The sequence below is a fragment of the Hyphomicrobiales bacterium genome, assembly GCA_016710435.1.
Lineage (GTDB): Bacteria > Pseudomonadota > Alphaproteobacteria > Rhizobiales > Aestuariivirgaceae > Aestuariivirga.
The window spans coordinates 207631-223300 of sequence record JADJVV010000001.1 but is presented as its reverse complement, the minus strand read 5'-3'; the positions used below and the strand labels follow the sequence as shown (position 1 = coordinate 223300).

Sequence of the window (15670 nt, the reverse complement as noted above, 5' to 3'; positions counted from 1 at the left end):
GCGCAAGGTTTTTCCGACGTCATGGCACGCCAGTTCATCTATCACATGCAAGGCCTCTCCAAGTCCTACGCGGGCGGAAAGAAGGTCCTCGACAACGTTCATCTCTCTTTTTATCCGGACGCGAAGATCGGCGTGCTCGGCCCCAACGGTTCGGGCAAGTCGACGCTGCTGCGCATCATGGCGGGGATCGACACGGAGTGGAATGGCGAGGCATGGCTCGCCGATGGTGCAACCTGCGGCTACCTCGAACAGGAACCGCATCTCGATCCCGACAAGAGCGTCTTTGAAAACGTGATGGAGGGTGTTGCGGCCAAGAAGGCGATCCTCGACGAGTACAATGCCTTGATGATGGACTACACCGAGGAGAATGCCGACAAGGCTGCCAAGTTGCAGGACGTGATCGACGCGCAGAACCTGTGGGACCTGGACTCGCAGGTGGAGCAGGCGATGGATGCCTTGCGCTGCCCGCCTTCGGATGCCGATGTATCGAAGCTCTCCGGTGGCGAGCGCCGCCGTGTGGCGCTGACACGTCTGCTGCTGTCGAAGCCTGACCTGCTGCTGCTCGACGAACCGACAAACCATCTCGATGCCGAGTCGGTGAACTGGCTGGAGCACCACCTGCGGGATTATCCCGGTGCAATCCTGATTGTTACCCACGACCGCTACTTCCTCGACAATGTCACGGGCTGGATTCTCGAACTCGACCGCGGCCGCGGCATTCCCTACGAGGGCAACTATTCCGCCTACCTCGCGCAGAAGGCCAAGCGCTTCGCGCAGGAACAGCGCGAAGATGCGGCGCGCCAGAAGGTGCTGGAGCGTGAATCGGAATGGATGGGCAAGTCCCCGCAGGCCCGCCAGGCCAAGAGCAAGGCGCGTATCAAGGCCTATGACGAGCTTCTCAAGATCAACGAGGCGCGCGTGCAGTCTCATTCCGCACAGATCATCATTCCGAGTGGAGAACGCTTGGGCGACACGGTGATCGAGGTCGAAAACCTGAACAAGGCCTTTGGCGACCGGTTGCTGATCGAGAACCTGTCCTTCAAGCTGCCGCCGGGCGGCATCGTCGGCATCATCGGGCCGAATGGTGCGGGCAAGACCACGCTGTTCAAGATGATCACTGGCCAGGAGCAACCGGATTCGGGCACGATCAAGGTCGCGCCTTCCGTCAATCTTGGCTACGTGGACCAGAGCCGCGATGCGCTCGATCCGAACAAGACGGTGTGGCAGGAGATTTCCGGCGGCAACGATCTCGTCATGCTGGGCAAGCGCGAGGTGAACAGCCGCGCCTATGTGGGGGCTTTCAACTTCAAGGGCGGCGACCAGCAGCAGAAGGTGGGCACGCTCTCGGGCGGCCAGCGCAACCGCGTGCACCTCGCGAAGATGCTGAAGGCGGGTTCCAACGTGCTGCTGCTCGACGAACCGACCAACGACCTCGACACGGAAACGCTGGCAGCACTCGAAGAGGCGCTGGAAGATTTTGCCGGCTGCGCCGTCATCATCAGCCACGACCGCATGTTCCTTGACCGTCTCGCGACGCATATTCTCGCCTTTGAAGGCGACAGTCATGTGGAATGGTTCGAGGGCAACTTCCAGGACTACGAGGCCGACAAGATCCGCCGCCTCGGCGAGGACTCGGTGATGCCAAAGCGTATCAAGTACAAGCAGTTCGCGCGCTAATCCGTACGGTGGTGAAGGAGGGGCATGAGTGCGAACAGCACTTGCCCCGCCAGCCCCAGTTGCACGGGCAAAGTGCGGTAGCTTGCGGCGTATTCCGAAGGCGTGACGCCGCCCAGCGTCACGGCCAGCAGGAGTTCCGCGAGCAGAAGCAGGGTCAGTGCGGCGGCTCCCATGACGATCCGTCTGGAAGCCACCGGCGGGATATGGGTGCGCGCAATCGCCAAGCCGCAGGTCACCCATGACCATGCCAGCATCAGCGGGAGTTCGGCAGCAACGGCCAGCGTATGGCCCAGTGCCGGAGCGATCCAGAGGGTTCGGACGGTTCCCAGGACAAAGCCTGCTGCAAATACCAGCGAGGCATAAAGGCAGGCGGCGCGGAGCGAGGCGTACATGCCCTGATTTTGCGCAAGCCTGATTCAGGTGCAAGGTCGCTGTTGCATTTTCGTGATTGCACCACAATGTGAGCCACAGCAGCATAGGGAGCGGCAATGGCAAAGGGCAGGGGAACGGGAAGGCCACCGCGCAACGCTGCGCGGTCATTGCGATCAGCGCTTGTGGTGGTGAATGCGAAGGCAGGCACAGTCCGGTCCCGCGGGGCGGATTCCGTCAAAGCGCTGGTGCAGGAAAAACTCTCTCCGCATTATTCGCCGCTCGATGTGGTGCTGGCGGATGGTGATGTTCTCCCCGCCGTGCGCAAGGCGCGTGATGGCAAGACCCATGACGTCATCATTGCGGGTGGGGGTGATGGCACCATCACGTCGGTTGCATCGGAACTGCTGGAGTCCGGCGTGGTGATGGGTCTGTTGCCACTGGGCACCATGAACTTCTTCGTGCAGGCGCTGGGGTTCTCGCCGGTGCTTGAAACAGCGCTGGACCAACTGGGCACGTCGGTTGAACGCAAGGTTGACGTGGGGGTCGCGAACGAACGCATCTTCCTGCATCAGGTGTCGTTCGGGCTTCAGCCGCGCATGGGGCGCATCCGGGAGAGGATCGGATACAGTTCACGTTTCACCAAGATGCTGGCGGGGGTGCGGGCGTTCCTGCTGCTGGCGGCGCGGCCCAAGCTGGTGCGGGTGATCGTGGATGCAGATGGCGAGGTGCGGCGGGTGAAGTCGCCGCTGCTGGTCATCAGCAACAATCCGCTGGAGGGGGGCGAGAAACCGACGCTGCCTGCTTCGCTGGAGGACGGGCTGGTGGGCATCTATGCGCTGGGGCCACTGTCGTTCGGCAGCGTGTTCAGGCTTGGGCTGGACTATCTGGCAAACCGTGTCGTCAAGAATCCGGCGGTGGAGGCCCGTACGGCGGGCAAGGTCACGGTGGCGCGCACGGGCTGGCGGCAGCGGCGCAAGATCAGCAAGGGGCTGCTCGTCACCATGGATGGCGAGGTGATGGTGCTGGAAAATCCGGTGACGATCACCATCAAACCGAAAAGCCTCGCCGTGCTTTCACCCGCCGCTGCGGATAAGCCAGCAACCGCCTGAAACCTTCAGCGGAATAAACCCACCAATGCTGCGGAACCGGAGCCCCGCAGTGACGCTCGGCCTGACGGTCAGGACCGCTCAGGCGGCCTGGTTTGTCTTGGCCTTCATCGTCTCGATTTCATCCTTCAGCTTCAGCTTCTTGCGCTTGATGGCGGCGATTTCGGCGTCGGACGAGGCCGGATGGGCCATCGCGTCGGCCAGCTCGGCCTCAAGCACATGATGCTGTTCGATAAGTTCGCTGAGGGAAGAAGTGGGGTTCATGTAACGCCTCCAGAACGAGAGAGCCGACCCGTGCAGAGCCAGATCCGGCTCTTCATCAGTATGTCACAGAAGTGGGGGCTTGTCGAATGCGGCACAAGGGCATAGTGGAGAGCCGCGGGTGGAGTGCTGCCGTTTCATGGATGCGCTGGAACAAGTTCAACTGAGAACAAAATTGCGGCTTCTCGAGCAGGAGCATCGTGACCTTGATGTGGCCATCCTGGCGCTCGAAACGGCGGGGAACGTCGACCAGCTGCAGCTCCGCCGCCTGAAGAAGAAGAAGCTCAGTCTCAAGGACCAGATCATCCTGGTCGAAAACCAGCTCATTCCCGACATCATCGCATAAGGATCACTTTGACCGCTCCTGTCGCCATCATCATGGGCAGCCAGTCTGACTGGGCGACCATGAAGCACGCCGCTGACATGCTGGACCAGCTCGGCATCGCGCACGACGACCGCATCGTCTCGGCCCACCGCACGCCCGAGCGGCTCTATGAATTCGCCAAGGGCGCAAAGGCTGCGGGCTTCAAGGTCATCATCGCGGGAGCAGGGGGCGCGGCCCATCTGCCGGGCATGACGGCCTCCATGACGGCGCTGCCGGTGCTGGGTGTGCCGGTGGAATCCAAGGCGCTCTCGGGCCAGGACTCCCTTCTCTCCATCGTGCAGATGCCTGCGGGCATTCCCGTTGGCACGCTGGCCATCGGCAAGGCGGGCGCGGTCAATGCGGCGATCCTTGCGGCATCGATCCTGGCGTTGTCGGATGCGGCGTTGGAAAAGCGGCTGGAGGCGTTCCGCGGCAAGCAGACGGGTGCGGTTGCCATTGCGCCGAAGGACGAGGCGTGATGCCGGGCAAGCCTCTTCCGCCAGGCTCCATCATCGGCATTCTGGGCGGCGGCCAGTTGGGCCGCATGCTGGCGCTGGCCGCCGGGCAACTGGGCCTCAAGTGCCACATCTTCGCGCCAGAAGCCGACTCGCCGGCCTTCCCTGTGTCGGCGGCCCACACGGTTGCCGGTTACGATGACGAAGGCGCACTCGCGCGGTTTGCAGCGACTGTCGATGCCGTCACCTATGAATTCGAGAACGTGCCCGTTGATTGTGTCCGCTTCCTCGAGCAGCGGGTGCCGGTGCGGCCGGGTGCCAGGGCCCTGGAAGTGGCGCAGGACCGGTTGAAGGAAAAGGCACTGGCCCGGCAACTGGGAGCGGCCACGGCGGAGTTTGCCGCTGTGAATTCGCTCGCCGATCTTCAGGCGGCGGTGGCGGCGATCGGCACGCCCGCGATCCTGAAGACGACGCGCTTCGGTTATGACGGCAAGGGCCAGGCCAAGATCAATTCTGTTGCCGACATCGACGCCGCGTGGGCCCAGATGAAGGGGGCGCCGTCGATCCTGGAAAGTTTCGTCCGTTTCGAGCGCGAGGTCTCGGTGATTGCCGCGCGGGGGCTGGATGGCCGGATGGCCGCCTTCGAAGTGACCGAGAACGTTCACCGCAACCACATCCTCCATACGTCCACGGTTCCCGCCAATGTGCCTGAGGAACTGGCGGCCGAGGCCGTGTTCATCGCCCAGCGTTTTCTGGAGACGCTGGACTATGTGGGCGTGATGGGGGTGGAGTTCTTCGTGGGAGCGGACGTCATCTATGTGAACGAGATCGCGCCCCGCGTGCACAATTCCGGACACTGGACACAGGACGCCTGTACGGTGAGCCAGTTCGAGCAGCACATCCGCGCCGTGGCCGGATGGCCGCTGGGGGCCACGCTCCGCCATTCGGATGTGGTGATGACCAACCTGCTGGGCGCCGAGATTTTCAGCTGGGAATCGCTGGCGCGCGAGCCCGGTCTGGCCTTTCATCACTACGGCAAGGCGGAGGCCCGTCCGGGCCGGAAAATGGGCCATATCAACAGGGTCAAACCCCGTTGATAAGCGTCCAAAACCCCTCTCGACAGGGTATTTGGCCTATGCTAGGACGCGCGCAATTCCGGGGCCCTCGTGGCCCCTCGTTCCAACCTATTCTGCTCTGAGGTATCCGCTTGCAAGTCGTCGTTCGTGACAACAATGTTGACCAGGCCCTGAAGGTTCTCAAGAAGAAGATGCAGCGTGAAGGCATCTTCCGCGAGATGAAGCTCCGCGATGCGTATGAAAAGCCTTCGGTGAAGAGGGCTCGCGAACAGGCTGAAGCCGTGCGCCGCGCCCGCAAGCTGGCCCGCAAGAAGTTGCAGCGCGAAGGCCTGCTGCCGGCCCCGAAGAAGATCGAAAAGCCCCGCCGTCCGGGCATGGGTGCGGGCCGCGGTCCCTCCGCGCCGACCACGTAATTTTCCGCCGATAGCGGAACAGAAAAGCCGCGAAGGGTGACCTTCGCGGCTTTCACTATTTGGAATTGGGCTGATCTCTATTTGGTCAGCGCGCGCGGATCTTCATAGCGGACGCGGTGGCCCAGGAATTCGCGGCCGCCCTTGCCGAACTCGTCGCGGCCGCCGTGCGGATGGAGGTGGAAGGATTTGATGTCGAAGTCCTCCATGCAGGCCATTTGCGGTTTGAGATGGTCGTGCAACCACTTCCTCTCGCGCTGGTGGGCCGTCCGCTTTTCATCCTTTTCCGATTCGATCTTGGCAACAGGAATGATCGGCGTGTGACGCATAGATCTCGACATAAGCGACTCCTTTGCTGTCTGAGCGGTGACATCCTCGCCCGACAAAAGTTAATGTGTCGCTACTGACGCTGCGCCGCAAGGGTACAAAAAAAGTCAGTCAGATTGGCTGACTCATTTGCGGGTCTTCTGCGTCTTCATGAACTTCAAAGTGTGTTCAAAATCAACGACTCCGGCCTGCGAACCGAGGCCCGTTGCATTGAGCGCGGAGGTGGCCTGAGCAAAGCGCACGCGCGTTTCGGCGTCGAAATCCTTGACCAGGCCCACGGCATAACCGGCGTTGAAGGCATCGCCGCAGCCGCAGGTGCATTTCACCGTGATGTCGAAGGCCGGGATGGTGAACGTCACGCCGTCGCGGTCGTGGTAATAGGCACCGTCGCCACCCAGGGTGAGGACGCAGGCGCGCACGCCCATGTCGAGGAAGTACTTCGCTGTGTCGCCATAGTCGGTCATGCCGGTCAGGGCCTGGGCTTCCTCGATCGACGGAATGAAATAATCCGTATACGGAAGAACATCGGCGACGGCGGGGAGGTCTTTCTTCGAGCCGGCGAAGATATCGAGAGTGGTGAGCGCGCCCGCGGCCTGAGCCGCCTTCATGACTTTCGCGTTCTGGCTCATGTCGCCCTGGCGTGCGTCCATCGCTTCCGTGAGGCCCACGCCGCCGAGGTGGAAGACCTTGGCATCGGTCACCTGCGCGAACATGCTTTCATCCACGAAGAAATCCTTGGTGGCGCCGCGCATGTGCAGCGCCGGGCGTGAGCCGTTGGCCCGCGTGAGCACAATCGATGACGAGGTGCGCCAGCCGGGCTTGCGCTGCATGGTGGAGACATCGACGCCGAAGTGGCGGAGGCGTTCAAGTACCCAGTCGCCCATGATGTCGTCGCCGACGCCGCCCACGGCCAGCGTGCTGAGACCCATCTTTGCTGCCGCAATGGTCGCTGTTCCCGCCGCACCCGAAACCGCAAGCGTGATCTCATCGAGGAAGACGGTGCCGCCGCCGGGCGGGACTTCGGAGAAGGGCCAGCCCAGGCAATCGTAGGTGTAGAAGCCCATCGAGGAATAGTCGTAGCGCGGCATGGCGAGTCTCCCGGTTCGTTTGCTGTTCCGTCTGACATGAAAAGGCCGGGACATGTCCCGGCCGTCGTATACGTGATCAGGCGGCCTTGGCCTTCAGCATATTGTCCTGCCGCTGGCGCAGTTCGTAGATCTTGGAGGCCGTATCCACTGCGCAATTGGCCGTGGTGAGGAGTTCGCCCATCTTGATCGGTTTCGTGACCTTGCCACCTTCGAGGAGACCGCAAGGCACGGCCTTGGCAACCGCTGCCTCGCCGCGCTCCATGATCCAGGCGCGATAGGTATATTCGCCGATGGCATCGAGACGTTCGCCGGGGACAAGGTCCTTCTTGGCGACGGCGCAGACTTCCGAGACGGGCGCATCCAGCGGCACCATGTCGGCCGACTTGTAGAGCACGGCGCGAGCGCAGGAGAGCGGCACTTCGAGGCTGGTGAGGTGATAGGGGCGGATGAACTTGAAGTAGGGACCCTTGCCCATCTTCAGGTCGGTGAGGCGTTCGTGGATGCGCGCATGCGGAGCCTTGGTGATGACGAAGACACCCGGCGCCACGCCCTTGCCGATCGAATAATCCACAACACCGGTGCGCGAGAGCACGCCGCCGTCCTCCTTGGGGCACAGGGTTTCGGCGAGCACGTCCAGTGTCGCTGCGGGGCCGTGCATGCCGGGGCAATCCGGCACGAGGCCGGTGGCGTTGGAAATTGCGGCCATTTCGACCATGGTCTTCGAGCCGTCCACGAACTCCACCAGCATGCGGGCATTCATGTTGCGGGCCTTGGCTTCGGCGGCATACTCGTCGGGCGTGGCCTTGATGTTGAGCGGGTTGTTCTTGCCCTTGCCAGCCGCCACGATGGGGTAGCCAAGGCTCTTCACGAAGTTGATCAGTTCGATGCAGGACGACGGTTCATCGCCCGCGCCCAGCGTATAGACGACGCCGAGACGCTTGGCCTCGCGCATGAGATAGGAGCCGATGGTGACGTCGGCCTCGACGTTCATCATCACCAGATGCTTGCCGTGTTCCATGGCGGTGAGGCCGATCTCGGCGCCGACGCCCGGCCTGCCGGTGGCATCGATCACCACATCCACATGCGGGCTGGAGCAGACCAGTTGCGCATTCTCCGTGAGAGCGGTCTTGCCAGACTCGAGCGCTGCATCAAAGCTGGACTGCGTGTTGGCATCGCGGTGGCTGGCGGAATCGCGGCCTGCGATGTGCAGTGCCTTTGCCGCAGCCCCAGGACGGACCTCGGCGATGGCGGCAACGGTGATGCCCGTCATCTGGTCGCATTGGGTCACGATGTCGGTGCCCATTTCGCCGGAGCCGATCAGGCCCACGCGGATGGGACGCCCCGTGGCCGCAAGGCGGGCGGCGAGGTCGGCGGGCAGGTTGCCCGTGTAGGCCGGAGTCTTGGATGACGTCATGGGGTGTGTGTCCGCTTCCTTGAAAAAGTGGTCATTAAGATACTTTTGTTTTTACAAGTGTCAATATGTGCTATAAAGCGATCGGCAAGGCCGATTTGTGTGGTCCCGAGAGGCGGACGTTCGCCGTCCAATAGGGGCTCACCGGAGGCCGCTCAAGAGCAAGACGTCCAATGCGGCGGAGTTGGGAGGGAATAGGGACATGGCATCCATCAGCCTGAAGAAAGTCACCAAGGCCTGGGGCAGCGTCGTGGGCGTCGACGCCATCGACCTGGAGATCAAGGACAAGGAATTCATCGTGTTCCTCGGGCCGTCGGGCTGTGGAAAGACGACCACCATGCGGATGGTGGCTGGCCTCGAAGATCTCACCGGCGGCGACATCTTCATCGACGGCGAACGCATCAACGATGTGGATGCGCGCGACCGCGACGTGGCGATGGTGTTCCAGAGCTATGCGCTCTATCCCAACATGTCGATCTACGAGAACATCCGTTTCCCGCTGCGCATGCGTAACGTGCCGAAGGACCAGCACGAGAAGCTGGTGCGCGAAGCCGCAGCCATGGTGGAACTCGGCGACTACCTGGAACGCAAGCCCAAGGCCCTCTCGGGCGGACAGCGCCAGCGCGCGGCATTGGCCCGCGCCATCGTCCGGCATCCGCGCGTGTTCCTCATGGACGAGCCGCTGTCCAACCTCGACGCCAAGCTTCGTCTCACCATGCGGGCGCAGTTGAAGCACATCCAGAAGCGGCTGCAGACAACAACCATCTATGTGACCCACGACCAGATCGAAGCCATGACATTGGCCGACCGCGTGGCCGTCATGGACAAGGGCCGCATCCAGCAGCTCGGCACACCCGACGAAGTGTACAACGATCCGGCCAATGTGTTCGTCGCCGGTTTCATCGGATCACCGCCCATGAACCTCATCCAGGGCTCGCTGGAAAACGGCACGTTCATCGCGCCGGACATCCGCGTTCCGGGCGCCGGGAAGGGCAGCCTCGCCAAGGTCACGCTCGGCATCCGTCCGGAAGACGTGAGCGTCGCCAAGGACAATGGGCATGTGACCACGCGCGTCTATTCCGTGGAGCCCACTGGCGACCAGACGCTGCTGGCCGTGAACCAGGGCGGCAAGCTGCTGGTGGCGCGGGCCGACCGCAATTACCGCCAGGCCATCGACACGCCCGTGTCACTGAACTTCGACACCAGCCGCATCTATCTGTTCGCCGCGGACTCGGGGCAGCGCATTCGGGCGTAAATCCGTTGGCGTGAGATTAACACTCCGCCCGGTTGAGGTTTTTTCGGCACATGCCACCTTGAGATGGCGCGCGGCTTCAGACACAATGAAGCCATGACAACGCTCGTTTCCAGTTCCGATCCGCTCCTTCAGCCCTACACGCTCAAGCATCTGACGCTCAAGAATCGTCTGATGATCACATCCCACGAGCCGGCGTATCCGGAAGACGGGATGCCCAAGGACAAATACCGCGCCTACCATGTGGCGCGTGCCAAGGGTGGCATTGCATTGACCATGACGGCGGGCTCTGCCGCCGTGTCGAAGGATTCACCGCCGGTCTTCAACAACGTGCTGCTCCATCGCGACGAGGTGGTGGGCTGGCTGAAAAAGATGACGGACGAGGTGCATGACCAAGGCACCGCCGTGATGATTCAACTCACGCATCTTGGCCGCCGCACCGGCTGGTCCAAGGGCGAATGGCTTCCCGTCGTTTCTCCCTCGCACAACCGCGAGCCCTCGCACCGCGCCTTCCCCAAGGTGATCGAGGACTGGGACATTGCGCGCATCATCAAGGATTTCGGCGATGCCGCCGAGCGGGTGAAGGCCTCCGGCATGGATGGCATCGAACTCGAATGCTACGGTCACCTGCTGGACCAGTTCATCTCTCCCGCGACCAATGAAATGGACGGACCCTACGGCCGCGGCTCGCTCGATACGCGGCTGCGCTTCCTGTTCGACACCTTGCGCGAAATCCGCAAGCGCGTGGGCGAGAAGATGCTGCTGGGTGTGCGCTTCACGGCGGACGAAGCCATGGAGAACGGCATCACCAAGGCAGAAGGGCTGGAGATCGCCCGCCGCCTCAAGGCCTCGGGCCTGATCGACTTCCAGAACATCATCCGCGGACACATCGAAACGGATGCCGCGCTCACCGATGTCATTCCCGTGCAGGGCATGCCCAGCGCGCCGCATCTCGACTTCGCTGGTGAAATCCGCGCGGGCACCGATTTCCCGACCTTCCATGCAGCGCGCGTTCCTGACGTTGCCACCGCCCGCCACGCCATCGCCTCCGGCAAGGTTGACATGATCGGCATGGTGCGGGCGCACATGACCGATCCGAACATCGTGCGGAAGATCATCGAGAAGCGCGAGGACGATATCCGCCCGTGTGTGGGGGCCACCTACTGCCTCGACCGCATCTACCAGGGTGGTGATGCCTACTGCATCCACAATCCGGCCACGGGCCGCGAAGTGAGCATGCCGCATGACATTCCCAAGGCGGCGGTGAAGAAGACCGTGGTTGTCGTGGGTGCTGGCCCTGCGGGTTTGGAAGCGGCGCGCGTGGCGGCGGAGCGCGGCCACAGCGTCACCGTGTTCGAAGCTGCGGATCAGGCCGGTGGCCAGATCCGTCTCACCTCGCTCTCCAAGCGCCGTGCGGAGATGATCGGCATCATTGACTGGCGCATGGCCCAGTGCAACCGCCTGGGGGTGAAGTTCCGCTTTAACACCTATGCAGAAGCCTCTGATGTGGAATCACTTTCTCCCGATGTCGTGATCATCGCCACGGGTGGCCTGCCGCACACAGACGTGTTGAAGGACGGCAACGAACTCGTGGTTTCGGCCTGGGACATTCTCTCGGGCGACGTGAAGCCAGGCAGCAATGTGTTGCTCTATGATGACGCCGGCGACCACACGGCCCTGATGGCCGCGGAAACGCTGACGCAGGCTGGCGCCAAGGTGGAGATCATGACGCCGGACCGCTCCTTCGCGCCGGAAGTCATGGGCATGAATCTCGTTCCCTATATGCGGGCACTCCAGAAGCATGACGTCACCTTCACGGTCACGTTCCGGCTGGAGAGCGTGGTGCGCGACGGCAACCAGTTGCGCGGCATCATCGGCAGCGATTACGGCGGTGTGCGCAAGGAGCGGATGTTCGACCAGGTCGTCGTCAACCATGGAACGCGGCCGCTTGATGAGCTGTATTTCCAGCTCAAGCCAAAGTCGCGCAACAGGGGTGAGGTGGACTACACGGCACTGATCGCGGGCCAGCCGCAGACAGTCGTCACCAACTCCGCTGGCGCGTTTCAGCTGTTCCGCATCGGTGATGCCGTTTCGGCGCGCAACACACACGCTGCAATCTATGACGCGCTGAGGTTGATGAAGGACATCTGACCCGTTGCGAAGCGGCGCGGCTTTGTGCAACCTCCGGTCAGGAGGATACAATGCTCAAGTCGATCGATCCGCTTCTCAATGCAGAACTGCTGCATGCGCTGGCCAGCATGGGCCATGGCAACGACCTCATCCTGTGTGACTCGAACTTCCCGGCGGATGCCGTGGGACGTCTCACCACCTATGGACGGGCGTTGCATATCGCCGCCGATGCTCCCCGCGCTGCGCGTGCCATTCTCTCGGTGATGCCGCTCGATACGTTCGTGGATGGTGCGGCGATCCGCATGGAGATGGTGGGAACGCCGCAGGAAGTGCCGCCCGTGCAACAGGCGGTGCAGAAGGAGATCGACCGGGCGGAGGGGCGATCATGGCCGCTCGCCTCCATGGAGCGTTTCGCCTTCTATGAGCAGGCGAAGAGATCCTATTGCGTGGTGCAATCGCAGGAGCGCCGGTTCTACGGCTGCTTCCTGTTCAAGATGGGCGTCGTCACGCCCGATGCGAAGATGCCCGGAGATTCGTGATGACGGAGAAGTCGGGCGTCTGTGTTCTCGGGGTCTACAATGCCGACCTGATTTTCCGGGCGGACCGGCAGCCGGTGCTGGGCGAGACGCTGCTCGGCACGTCCTTCGGCATGGGGCCGGGCGGCAAGGGTTCGAACCAGACGGTCGCCGCCGCGCGCTCCGGCGCCAAGACGACATTCATCAGCAAGATGGGCCGGGATGATTTCGGCGCGGCGGGCATTGCCATGTTGGAGCGGGAAGGCGTCACGGTTCTCGTCGAACGGGTCGCCGACAACTCCACGGGTGCGGCCTATATCTTCGTGCAGAACGGAACCGGCTCCAATGCAATCATCGTGGTGCCGGGGGCGGCGGGCACGCTGACGGCTGCCGACATCGACCGTCATGCGGATGCCATTCGTGGCGCCAGCGTGTTTCTCACGCAGTTGGAGCAGCCCATTCCGGCGGCGGTGCGCGGGCTTGAAATCGCCAAGGCCTCGGGCACCATCACCATCCTCAACACCGCGCCAGCGGCGCCGCTGGATGATGCGATCTTCCGCCTGTGTGATTACGTGACGCCGAACGAGAGCGAGACCACGGGCATCACGGGCGTGGAGGTCACGGACCTTGCATCAGCCCGGAAAGCGGGTGACGTGCTGCTGCGGAAGGGCGCGGGTGCGGCGCTGATCACGCTCGGTGGTCAGGGGGCCTTGCTGCACAGCGCGGCGGCCTCAACCCATATTCCCATCTTCAAGGTTGGCAAGGTGGTGGACACCACGGGCGCAGGCGATGCTTTCAACGGCGGTTTTGCCGCCGCACTTGCGCGGGGTGAAGCGCCAGAGGATGCCGCCCGCTTCGGAGCGGCGGTTGCCGGCATTTCCGTCACGCGGCCCGGTGCCGCTTCATCCGTGCCGTCCTTGCAGGAAGCCCTGGCCTTGCTGGCGCGGGGCTAGCCGCCAACCGCTGCATCAACGCTGCCGACATCGATGCCGCGCCAGTTGGTGAGGGTGGTGTGCGCGTGAGATGTGAGAGCCTTGCGTTCGTCCGCCGTCCACACGTCCAGGGCAAGCAGCATCTCCGAAACGGCGGCCTCCGCGGCGCGGAAGGAACCGTCATCGCATTTCAGGGCAAAGCCCAGACCGGCGTGGGCAATGCTGCCGCAATAAACGCCCTCCGCCCCGACCTTGATGAAGAGGCGCGGCACCTGTTGCATGATCGTGGTGTCGTAACGGTTGCTGCCGGCGATCATGAAGGGATGGGCGCGGGCGGCGCGGATGATCCACTGTGCGCCCGCGTTGGCGGGATCCGTGAGGCGGGCGAAACCAAGCGCCATGTTGCGCAAAGGGAAGGCCCAGGTGGGAACGGAACAGCCGTCGATGCCCACGGGCGCTTCGGCGACATTCACATCGCAATAGCGATTGATGGCCTCCGCCACGGCCTGCTGCACGGGATGATCCTGCAGCACGTAGCCGTTGGGATCACTGCCCAGTTGCCGCGCCAAAGCCAGCATGCCGGCGTGCTTGCCCGAGCAGTTGTTATGAATGGCGCGCGGCTCCTCGCCTGCGAGCGCGAGGCCGATCACGTCCTTACGCTCATGGGGCCAGTGGACGCCGCACTCGTAGAGCGCTTCGCTGTTTCCCGCCTTGGCGAGGATGGAGGCGGCGACGCGCAGGTGTTCCGGCTCGCCATTGTGCGAGGAGCAGCACAGGGCAATCTCCTCGTCGGTGAGGCCGTAGCGCGCGGCGGCTCCGCTTTCGATGAGCGGCAGGCACTGGAAGGCCTTGATCGCCGAACGCGGGAAGACCGGGCTTTTGATGTCGCCTGCCTGGCGCACAATCCTGCCGCTGCGGTCGCTCACGGCGAAGGCGCCGCGGTGGCGGCTTTCCACAGTGCTGCCGCGTTTCACTACGGCGATGACGGGGTTGTCGGTCATGCGTTCTCCTTGCGGGGCAAAAGGTACCAGAGCAGGGCCGCCAGCTGCAAAGCAAGGCAGAGGCCCATGGCCCAGGCATAGGCGCGCGGGTCGTAGCCGGCAGCCACGGGCGCGAAGAGGCTGATCACCACGCCTACACCGTACTGGATGAGGAAGGCGCAGACGAACATGGAGAAGTTGATGGTGGCGTTGGCACGGCCTGAGAGGCTCTCGCCCACGTGTCTTGCAAACCACGGGAAGGCGAGGATCGCCGATTGTCCCACGGCGGCCAACACCAGCCAGGCGGGGAATGCCAGTGACTTCACCTGCAGCACGATGAGGGCTTGTGCCGCCGTGTGGAGGGCGAGGCAGCCGAGCATGGTCGTCATGGGGCCGATGCCGCGCCGTTGCAGACGGTCGGCAACGAAGCCCACCGTGAGGATTCCGCCCATGAAGGCCACCGCCATCCAGAAGAGGTGGCGGGCCACATCCAGTGGCGCAAGGCCCAGCACGTCGCGGTACCAGGGGCCGGCCCACAGCGTCTGGTAGGCGATGGGAATGCCTGCGGTGAGGCCGAGGAGTGGCGCCACACGCCAGAACAGGGGCAGCTTCATGATGTTGAGGAGATCGCGCCACTGCTGGCCAAAGCCTGCGGCCGCTGTTTTCTCCGTCCGCTCCGGCACGGCGAAGAAAATGAACATCGACGATGCCACGATGCAGGCGGCGAAGAGCAGGAAGACGTTGCGCCAGCCGATCGCGGCCGAGAGGAGTGCGGTCGGTTCGGTGGCGACCACAAGACCGAGCGCGCCCATGGACATGATGGTGGCATTGGCGAGCGAGCGCCGCTCAAGCGGCACCCAGAGCGAGCTTGCCTTGTAGCTGGCCATCAGACCGGCCGAGAAACCGAGGCCGATCACGGCGCGGGCGAGGACGAGGGTGACGAAGCCGGGGGCCACGGCGAAGGCGGCGCAACCCGTGGCCGCGACCAGCAGCAGGGCTGTTTGCACCCGGCGGGGGCCGAAGCGGTCCAGCAGCACGCCCAGCGGCAATTGGAAGGCGCAGAAGGCCAGCAGATAGGCTGCGGTGAGGAGGCCGAGTTCCGCGGGGCCGATGGCGAATTCCTTTACCAGCTCCGGGGCAACGACGGCATTCACAGCGCGCAGCAGGTAGCTGAGGAGGTAGCCCAGGGCGAAGGGGAAGAGGGCGAGGAAGAGGGTGCGGCGGGTCGTCGTCATGATTTGTTTACAGGTTTGGCGGAAGGACGGCGGAGGTCAATCGAATCCTTGCATTCTGATTCGTTCGCCCTATGTAGCG

Annotated in this window: 17 protein-coding genes; 10 read left to right on the top strand and 7 right to left on the bottom strand. The window is 63.2% G+C overall.

The features are described from left to right. The first annotated feature begins 21 nt into the window (after window positions 1-21). Window positions 22-1677, top strand: coding sequence for an energy-dependent translational throttle protein EttA (gene ettA, locus IPM06_01080; GenBank protein MBK8769005.1), 1656 nt, complete (start codon window positions 22-24; stop codon window positions 1675-1677). Here ettA and IPM06_01075 read toward each other — a convergent pair. After that, window positions 1674-2069, bottom strand: coding sequence for a hypothetical protein (locus IPM06_01075; protein ID MBK8769004.1), 396 nt, complete (start codon window positions 2067-2069; stop codon window positions 1674-1676). The two genes, ettA and IPM06_01075, sit on opposite strands and share 4 nt — an antisense overlap. A 96-nt stretch (window positions 2070-2165) precedes the next feature. Here IPM06_01075 and IPM06_01070 point away from each other — a divergent pair, with 96 nt between their 5' ends. Then, the gene (locus IPM06_01070; GenBank protein ID MBK8769003.1) at window positions 2166-3158 is read left to right on the top strand and encodes a hypothetical protein; all 993 of its coding nucleotides are present in this window, start codon (window positions 2166-2168) and stop codon (window positions 3156-3158) included. Between the two features lie 78 nt (window positions 3159-3236). Here the strand turns inward: IPM06_01070 and IPM06_01065 are convergent, their stop codons facing one another. Continuing rightward, window positions 3237-3419: a DUF465 domain-containing protein gene (locus tag IPM06_01065; GenBank protein MBK8769002.1), complete on the bottom strand. Its 183-nt coding sequence runs from the start codon at window positions 3417-3419 to the stop codon at window positions 3237-3239. A 136-nt stretch (window positions 3420-3555) separates the two neighbouring features. Here IPM06_01065 and IPM06_01060 point away from each other — a divergent pair, with 136 nt between their 5' ends. From IPM06_01060 to IPM06_01045, 4 genes are all read left to right on the top strand, one after another. Beyond that, entirely contained in the window at window positions 3556-3762 is a 207-nt protein-coding gene (locus tag IPM06_01060) for a DUF465 domain-containing protein (protein MBK8769001.1), read from the top strand. A gap of 8 nt (window positions 3763-3770) precedes the next feature. Continuing rightward, a complete protein-coding gene (gene purE / locus IPM06_01055) occupies window positions 3771-4259 on the top strand; it encodes a 5-(carboxyamino)imidazole ribonucleotide mutase (protein MBK8769000.1) in 489 nt (162 codons plus the stop codon). Next, window positions 4259-5332, top strand: coding sequence for a 5-(carboxyamino)imidazole ribonucleotide synthase (locus IPM06_01050; GenBank protein ID MBK8768999.1), 1074 nt, complete (start codon window positions 4259-4261; stop codon window positions 5330-5332). The genes purE and IPM06_01050 overlap by 1 nt, the downstream gene beginning before the upstream one ends. Window positions 5333-5442: 110 nt before the next feature. Continuing rightward, window positions 5443-5724, top strand: coding sequence for a 30S ribosomal protein S21 (locus IPM06_01045; protein ID MBK8768998.1), 282 nt, complete (start codon window positions 5443-5445; stop codon window positions 5722-5724). Window positions 5725-5801: 77 nt separating this feature from the next. Here IPM06_01045 and IPM06_01040 read toward each other — a convergent pair whose 3' ends face one another. The 3 genes from IPM06_01040 to IPM06_01030 form a co-directional block, all read right to left on the bottom strand. Then, window positions 5802-6062: a hypothetical protein gene (locus tag IPM06_01040; GenBank protein ID MBK8768997.1), complete on the bottom strand. Its 261-nt coding sequence runs from the start codon at window positions 6060-6062 to the stop codon at window positions 5802-5804. A gap of 111 nt (window positions 6063-6173) precedes the next feature. Next, window positions 6174-7136 carry a sugar kinase gene (locus IPM06_01035; protein ID MBK8768996.1) on the bottom strand — a complete coding sequence of 321 codons (963 nt, stop codon included), beginning with the start codon at window positions 7134-7136 and terminating at the stop codon, window positions 6174-6176. 76 nt (window positions 7137-7212) lie between these two features. Beyond that, window positions 7213-8550, bottom strand: coding sequence for a homoserine dehydrogenase (locus tag IPM06_01030; GenBank protein MBK8768995.1), 1338 nt, complete (start codon window positions 8548-8550; stop codon window positions 7213-7215). A 199-nt stretch (window positions 8551-8749) separates the two neighbouring features. On the opposite strand from IPM06_01030, the gene IPM06_01025 reads away from it, so the two are divergent. The 4 genes from IPM06_01025 to rbsK all read left to right on the top strand — a co-directional run bounded on the left by IPM06_01025 (window position 8750) and on the right by rbsK (window position 13397). Then, window positions 8750-9802, top strand: a complete 1053-nt coding sequence (locus IPM06_01025; protein ID MBK8768994.1) for an ABC transporter ATP-binding protein — start codon at window positions 8750-8752, stop codon at window positions 9800-9802. A 93-nt stretch (window positions 9803-9895) separates the two neighbouring features. Beyond that, window positions 9896-11950, top strand: coding sequence for an NADH:flavin oxidoreductase (locus tag IPM06_01020; GenBank protein MBK8768993.1), 2055 nt, complete (start codon window positions 9896-9898; stop codon window positions 11948-11950). Window positions 11951-12000: 50 nt separating this feature from the next. Next, the gene (locus tag IPM06_01015) at window positions 12001-12468 is read left to right on the top strand and encodes a ribose ABC transporter (GenBank protein MBK8768992.1); all 468 of its coding nucleotides are present in this window, start codon (window positions 12001-12003) and stop codon (window positions 12466-12468) included. Beyond that, entirely contained in the window at window positions 12468-13397 is a 930-nt protein-coding gene (gene rbsK, locus IPM06_01010; GenBank protein MBK8768991.1) for a ribokinase, read from the top strand. The genes IPM06_01015 and rbsK overlap by 1 nt, the downstream gene beginning before the upstream one ends. Here rbsK and IPM06_01005 read toward each other — a convergent pair. Then, window positions 13394-14377 (bottom strand): asparaginase, encoded by a 984-nt coding sequence (locus tag IPM06_01005; protein ID MBK8768990.1) that lies wholly within the window; start codon window positions 14375-14377, stop codon window positions 13394-13396. The genes rbsK and IPM06_01005 overlap by 4 nt on opposite strands. Continuing rightward, window positions 14374-15591, bottom strand: coding sequence for an MFS transporter (locus tag IPM06_01000; GenBank protein ID MBK8768989.1), 1218 nt, complete (start codon window positions 15589-15591; stop codon window positions 14374-14376). The genes IPM06_01005 and IPM06_01000 overlap by 4 nt, the downstream gene beginning before the upstream one ends. Between the last annotated feature and the right edge of the window lie 79 nt (window positions 15592-15670).

Coding starts and splice junctions, on each gene's coding strand:
- IPM06_01035 (MBK8768996.1), bottom strand. CDS start 7,136: ATGCCGCGCTACGACTATTCCTCGATGGGCTTCTACACCTACGATTGC.
- IPM06_01025 (MBK8768994.1), top strand. CDS start 8,750: ATGGCATCCATCAGCCTGAAGAAAGTCACCAAGGCCTGGGGCAGCGTC.
- IPM06_01070 (MBK8769003.1), top strand. CDS start 2,166: ATGGCAAAGGGCAGGGGAACGGGAAGGCCACCGCGCAACGCTGCGCGG.
- IPM06_01020 (MBK8768993.1), top strand. CDS start 9,896: ATGACAACGCTCGTTTCCAGTTCCGATCCGCTCCTTCAGCCCTACACG.
- IPM06_01040 (MBK8768997.1), bottom strand. CDS start 6,062: ATGTCGAGATCTATGCGTCACACGCCGATCATTCCTGTTGCCAAGATC.
- IPM06_01000 (MBK8768989.1), bottom strand. CDS start 15,591: ATGACGACGACCCGCCGCACCCTCTTCCTCGCCCTCTTCCCCTTCGCC.
- IPM06_01050 (MBK8768999.1), top strand. CDS start 4,259: ATGCCGGGCAAGCCTCTTCCGCCAGGCTCCATCATCGGCATTCTGGGC.
- IPM06_01060 (MBK8769001.1), top strand. CDS start 3,556: ATGGATGCGCTGGAACAAGTTCAACTGAGAACAAAATTGCGGCTTCTC.
- IPM06_01030 (MBK8768995.1), bottom strand. CDS start 8,550: ATGACGTCATCCAAGACTCCGGCCTACACGGGCAACCTGCCCGCCGAC.
- IPM06_01075 (MBK8769004.1), bottom strand. CDS start 2,069: ATGTACGCCTCGCTCCGCGCCGCCTGCCTTTATGCCTCGCTGGTATTT.
- ettA (MBK8769005.1), top strand. CDS start 22: ATGGCACGCCAGTTCATCTATCACATGCAAGGCCTCTCCAAGTCCTAC.
- IPM06_01065 (MBK8769002.1), bottom strand. CDS start 3,419: ATGAACCCCACTTCTTCCCTCAGCGAACTTATCGAACAGCATCATGTG.
- IPM06_01015 (MBK8768992.1), top strand. CDS start 12,001: ATGCTCAAGTCGATCGATCCGCTTCTCAATGCAGAACTGCTGCATGCG.
- rbsK (MBK8768991.1), top strand. CDS start 12,468: ATGACGGAGAAGTCGGGCGTCTGTGTTCTCGGGGTCTACAATGCCGAC.
- IPM06_01005 (MBK8768990.1), bottom strand. CDS start 14,377: ATGACCGACAACCCCGTCATCGCCGTAGTGAAACGCGGCAGCACTGTG.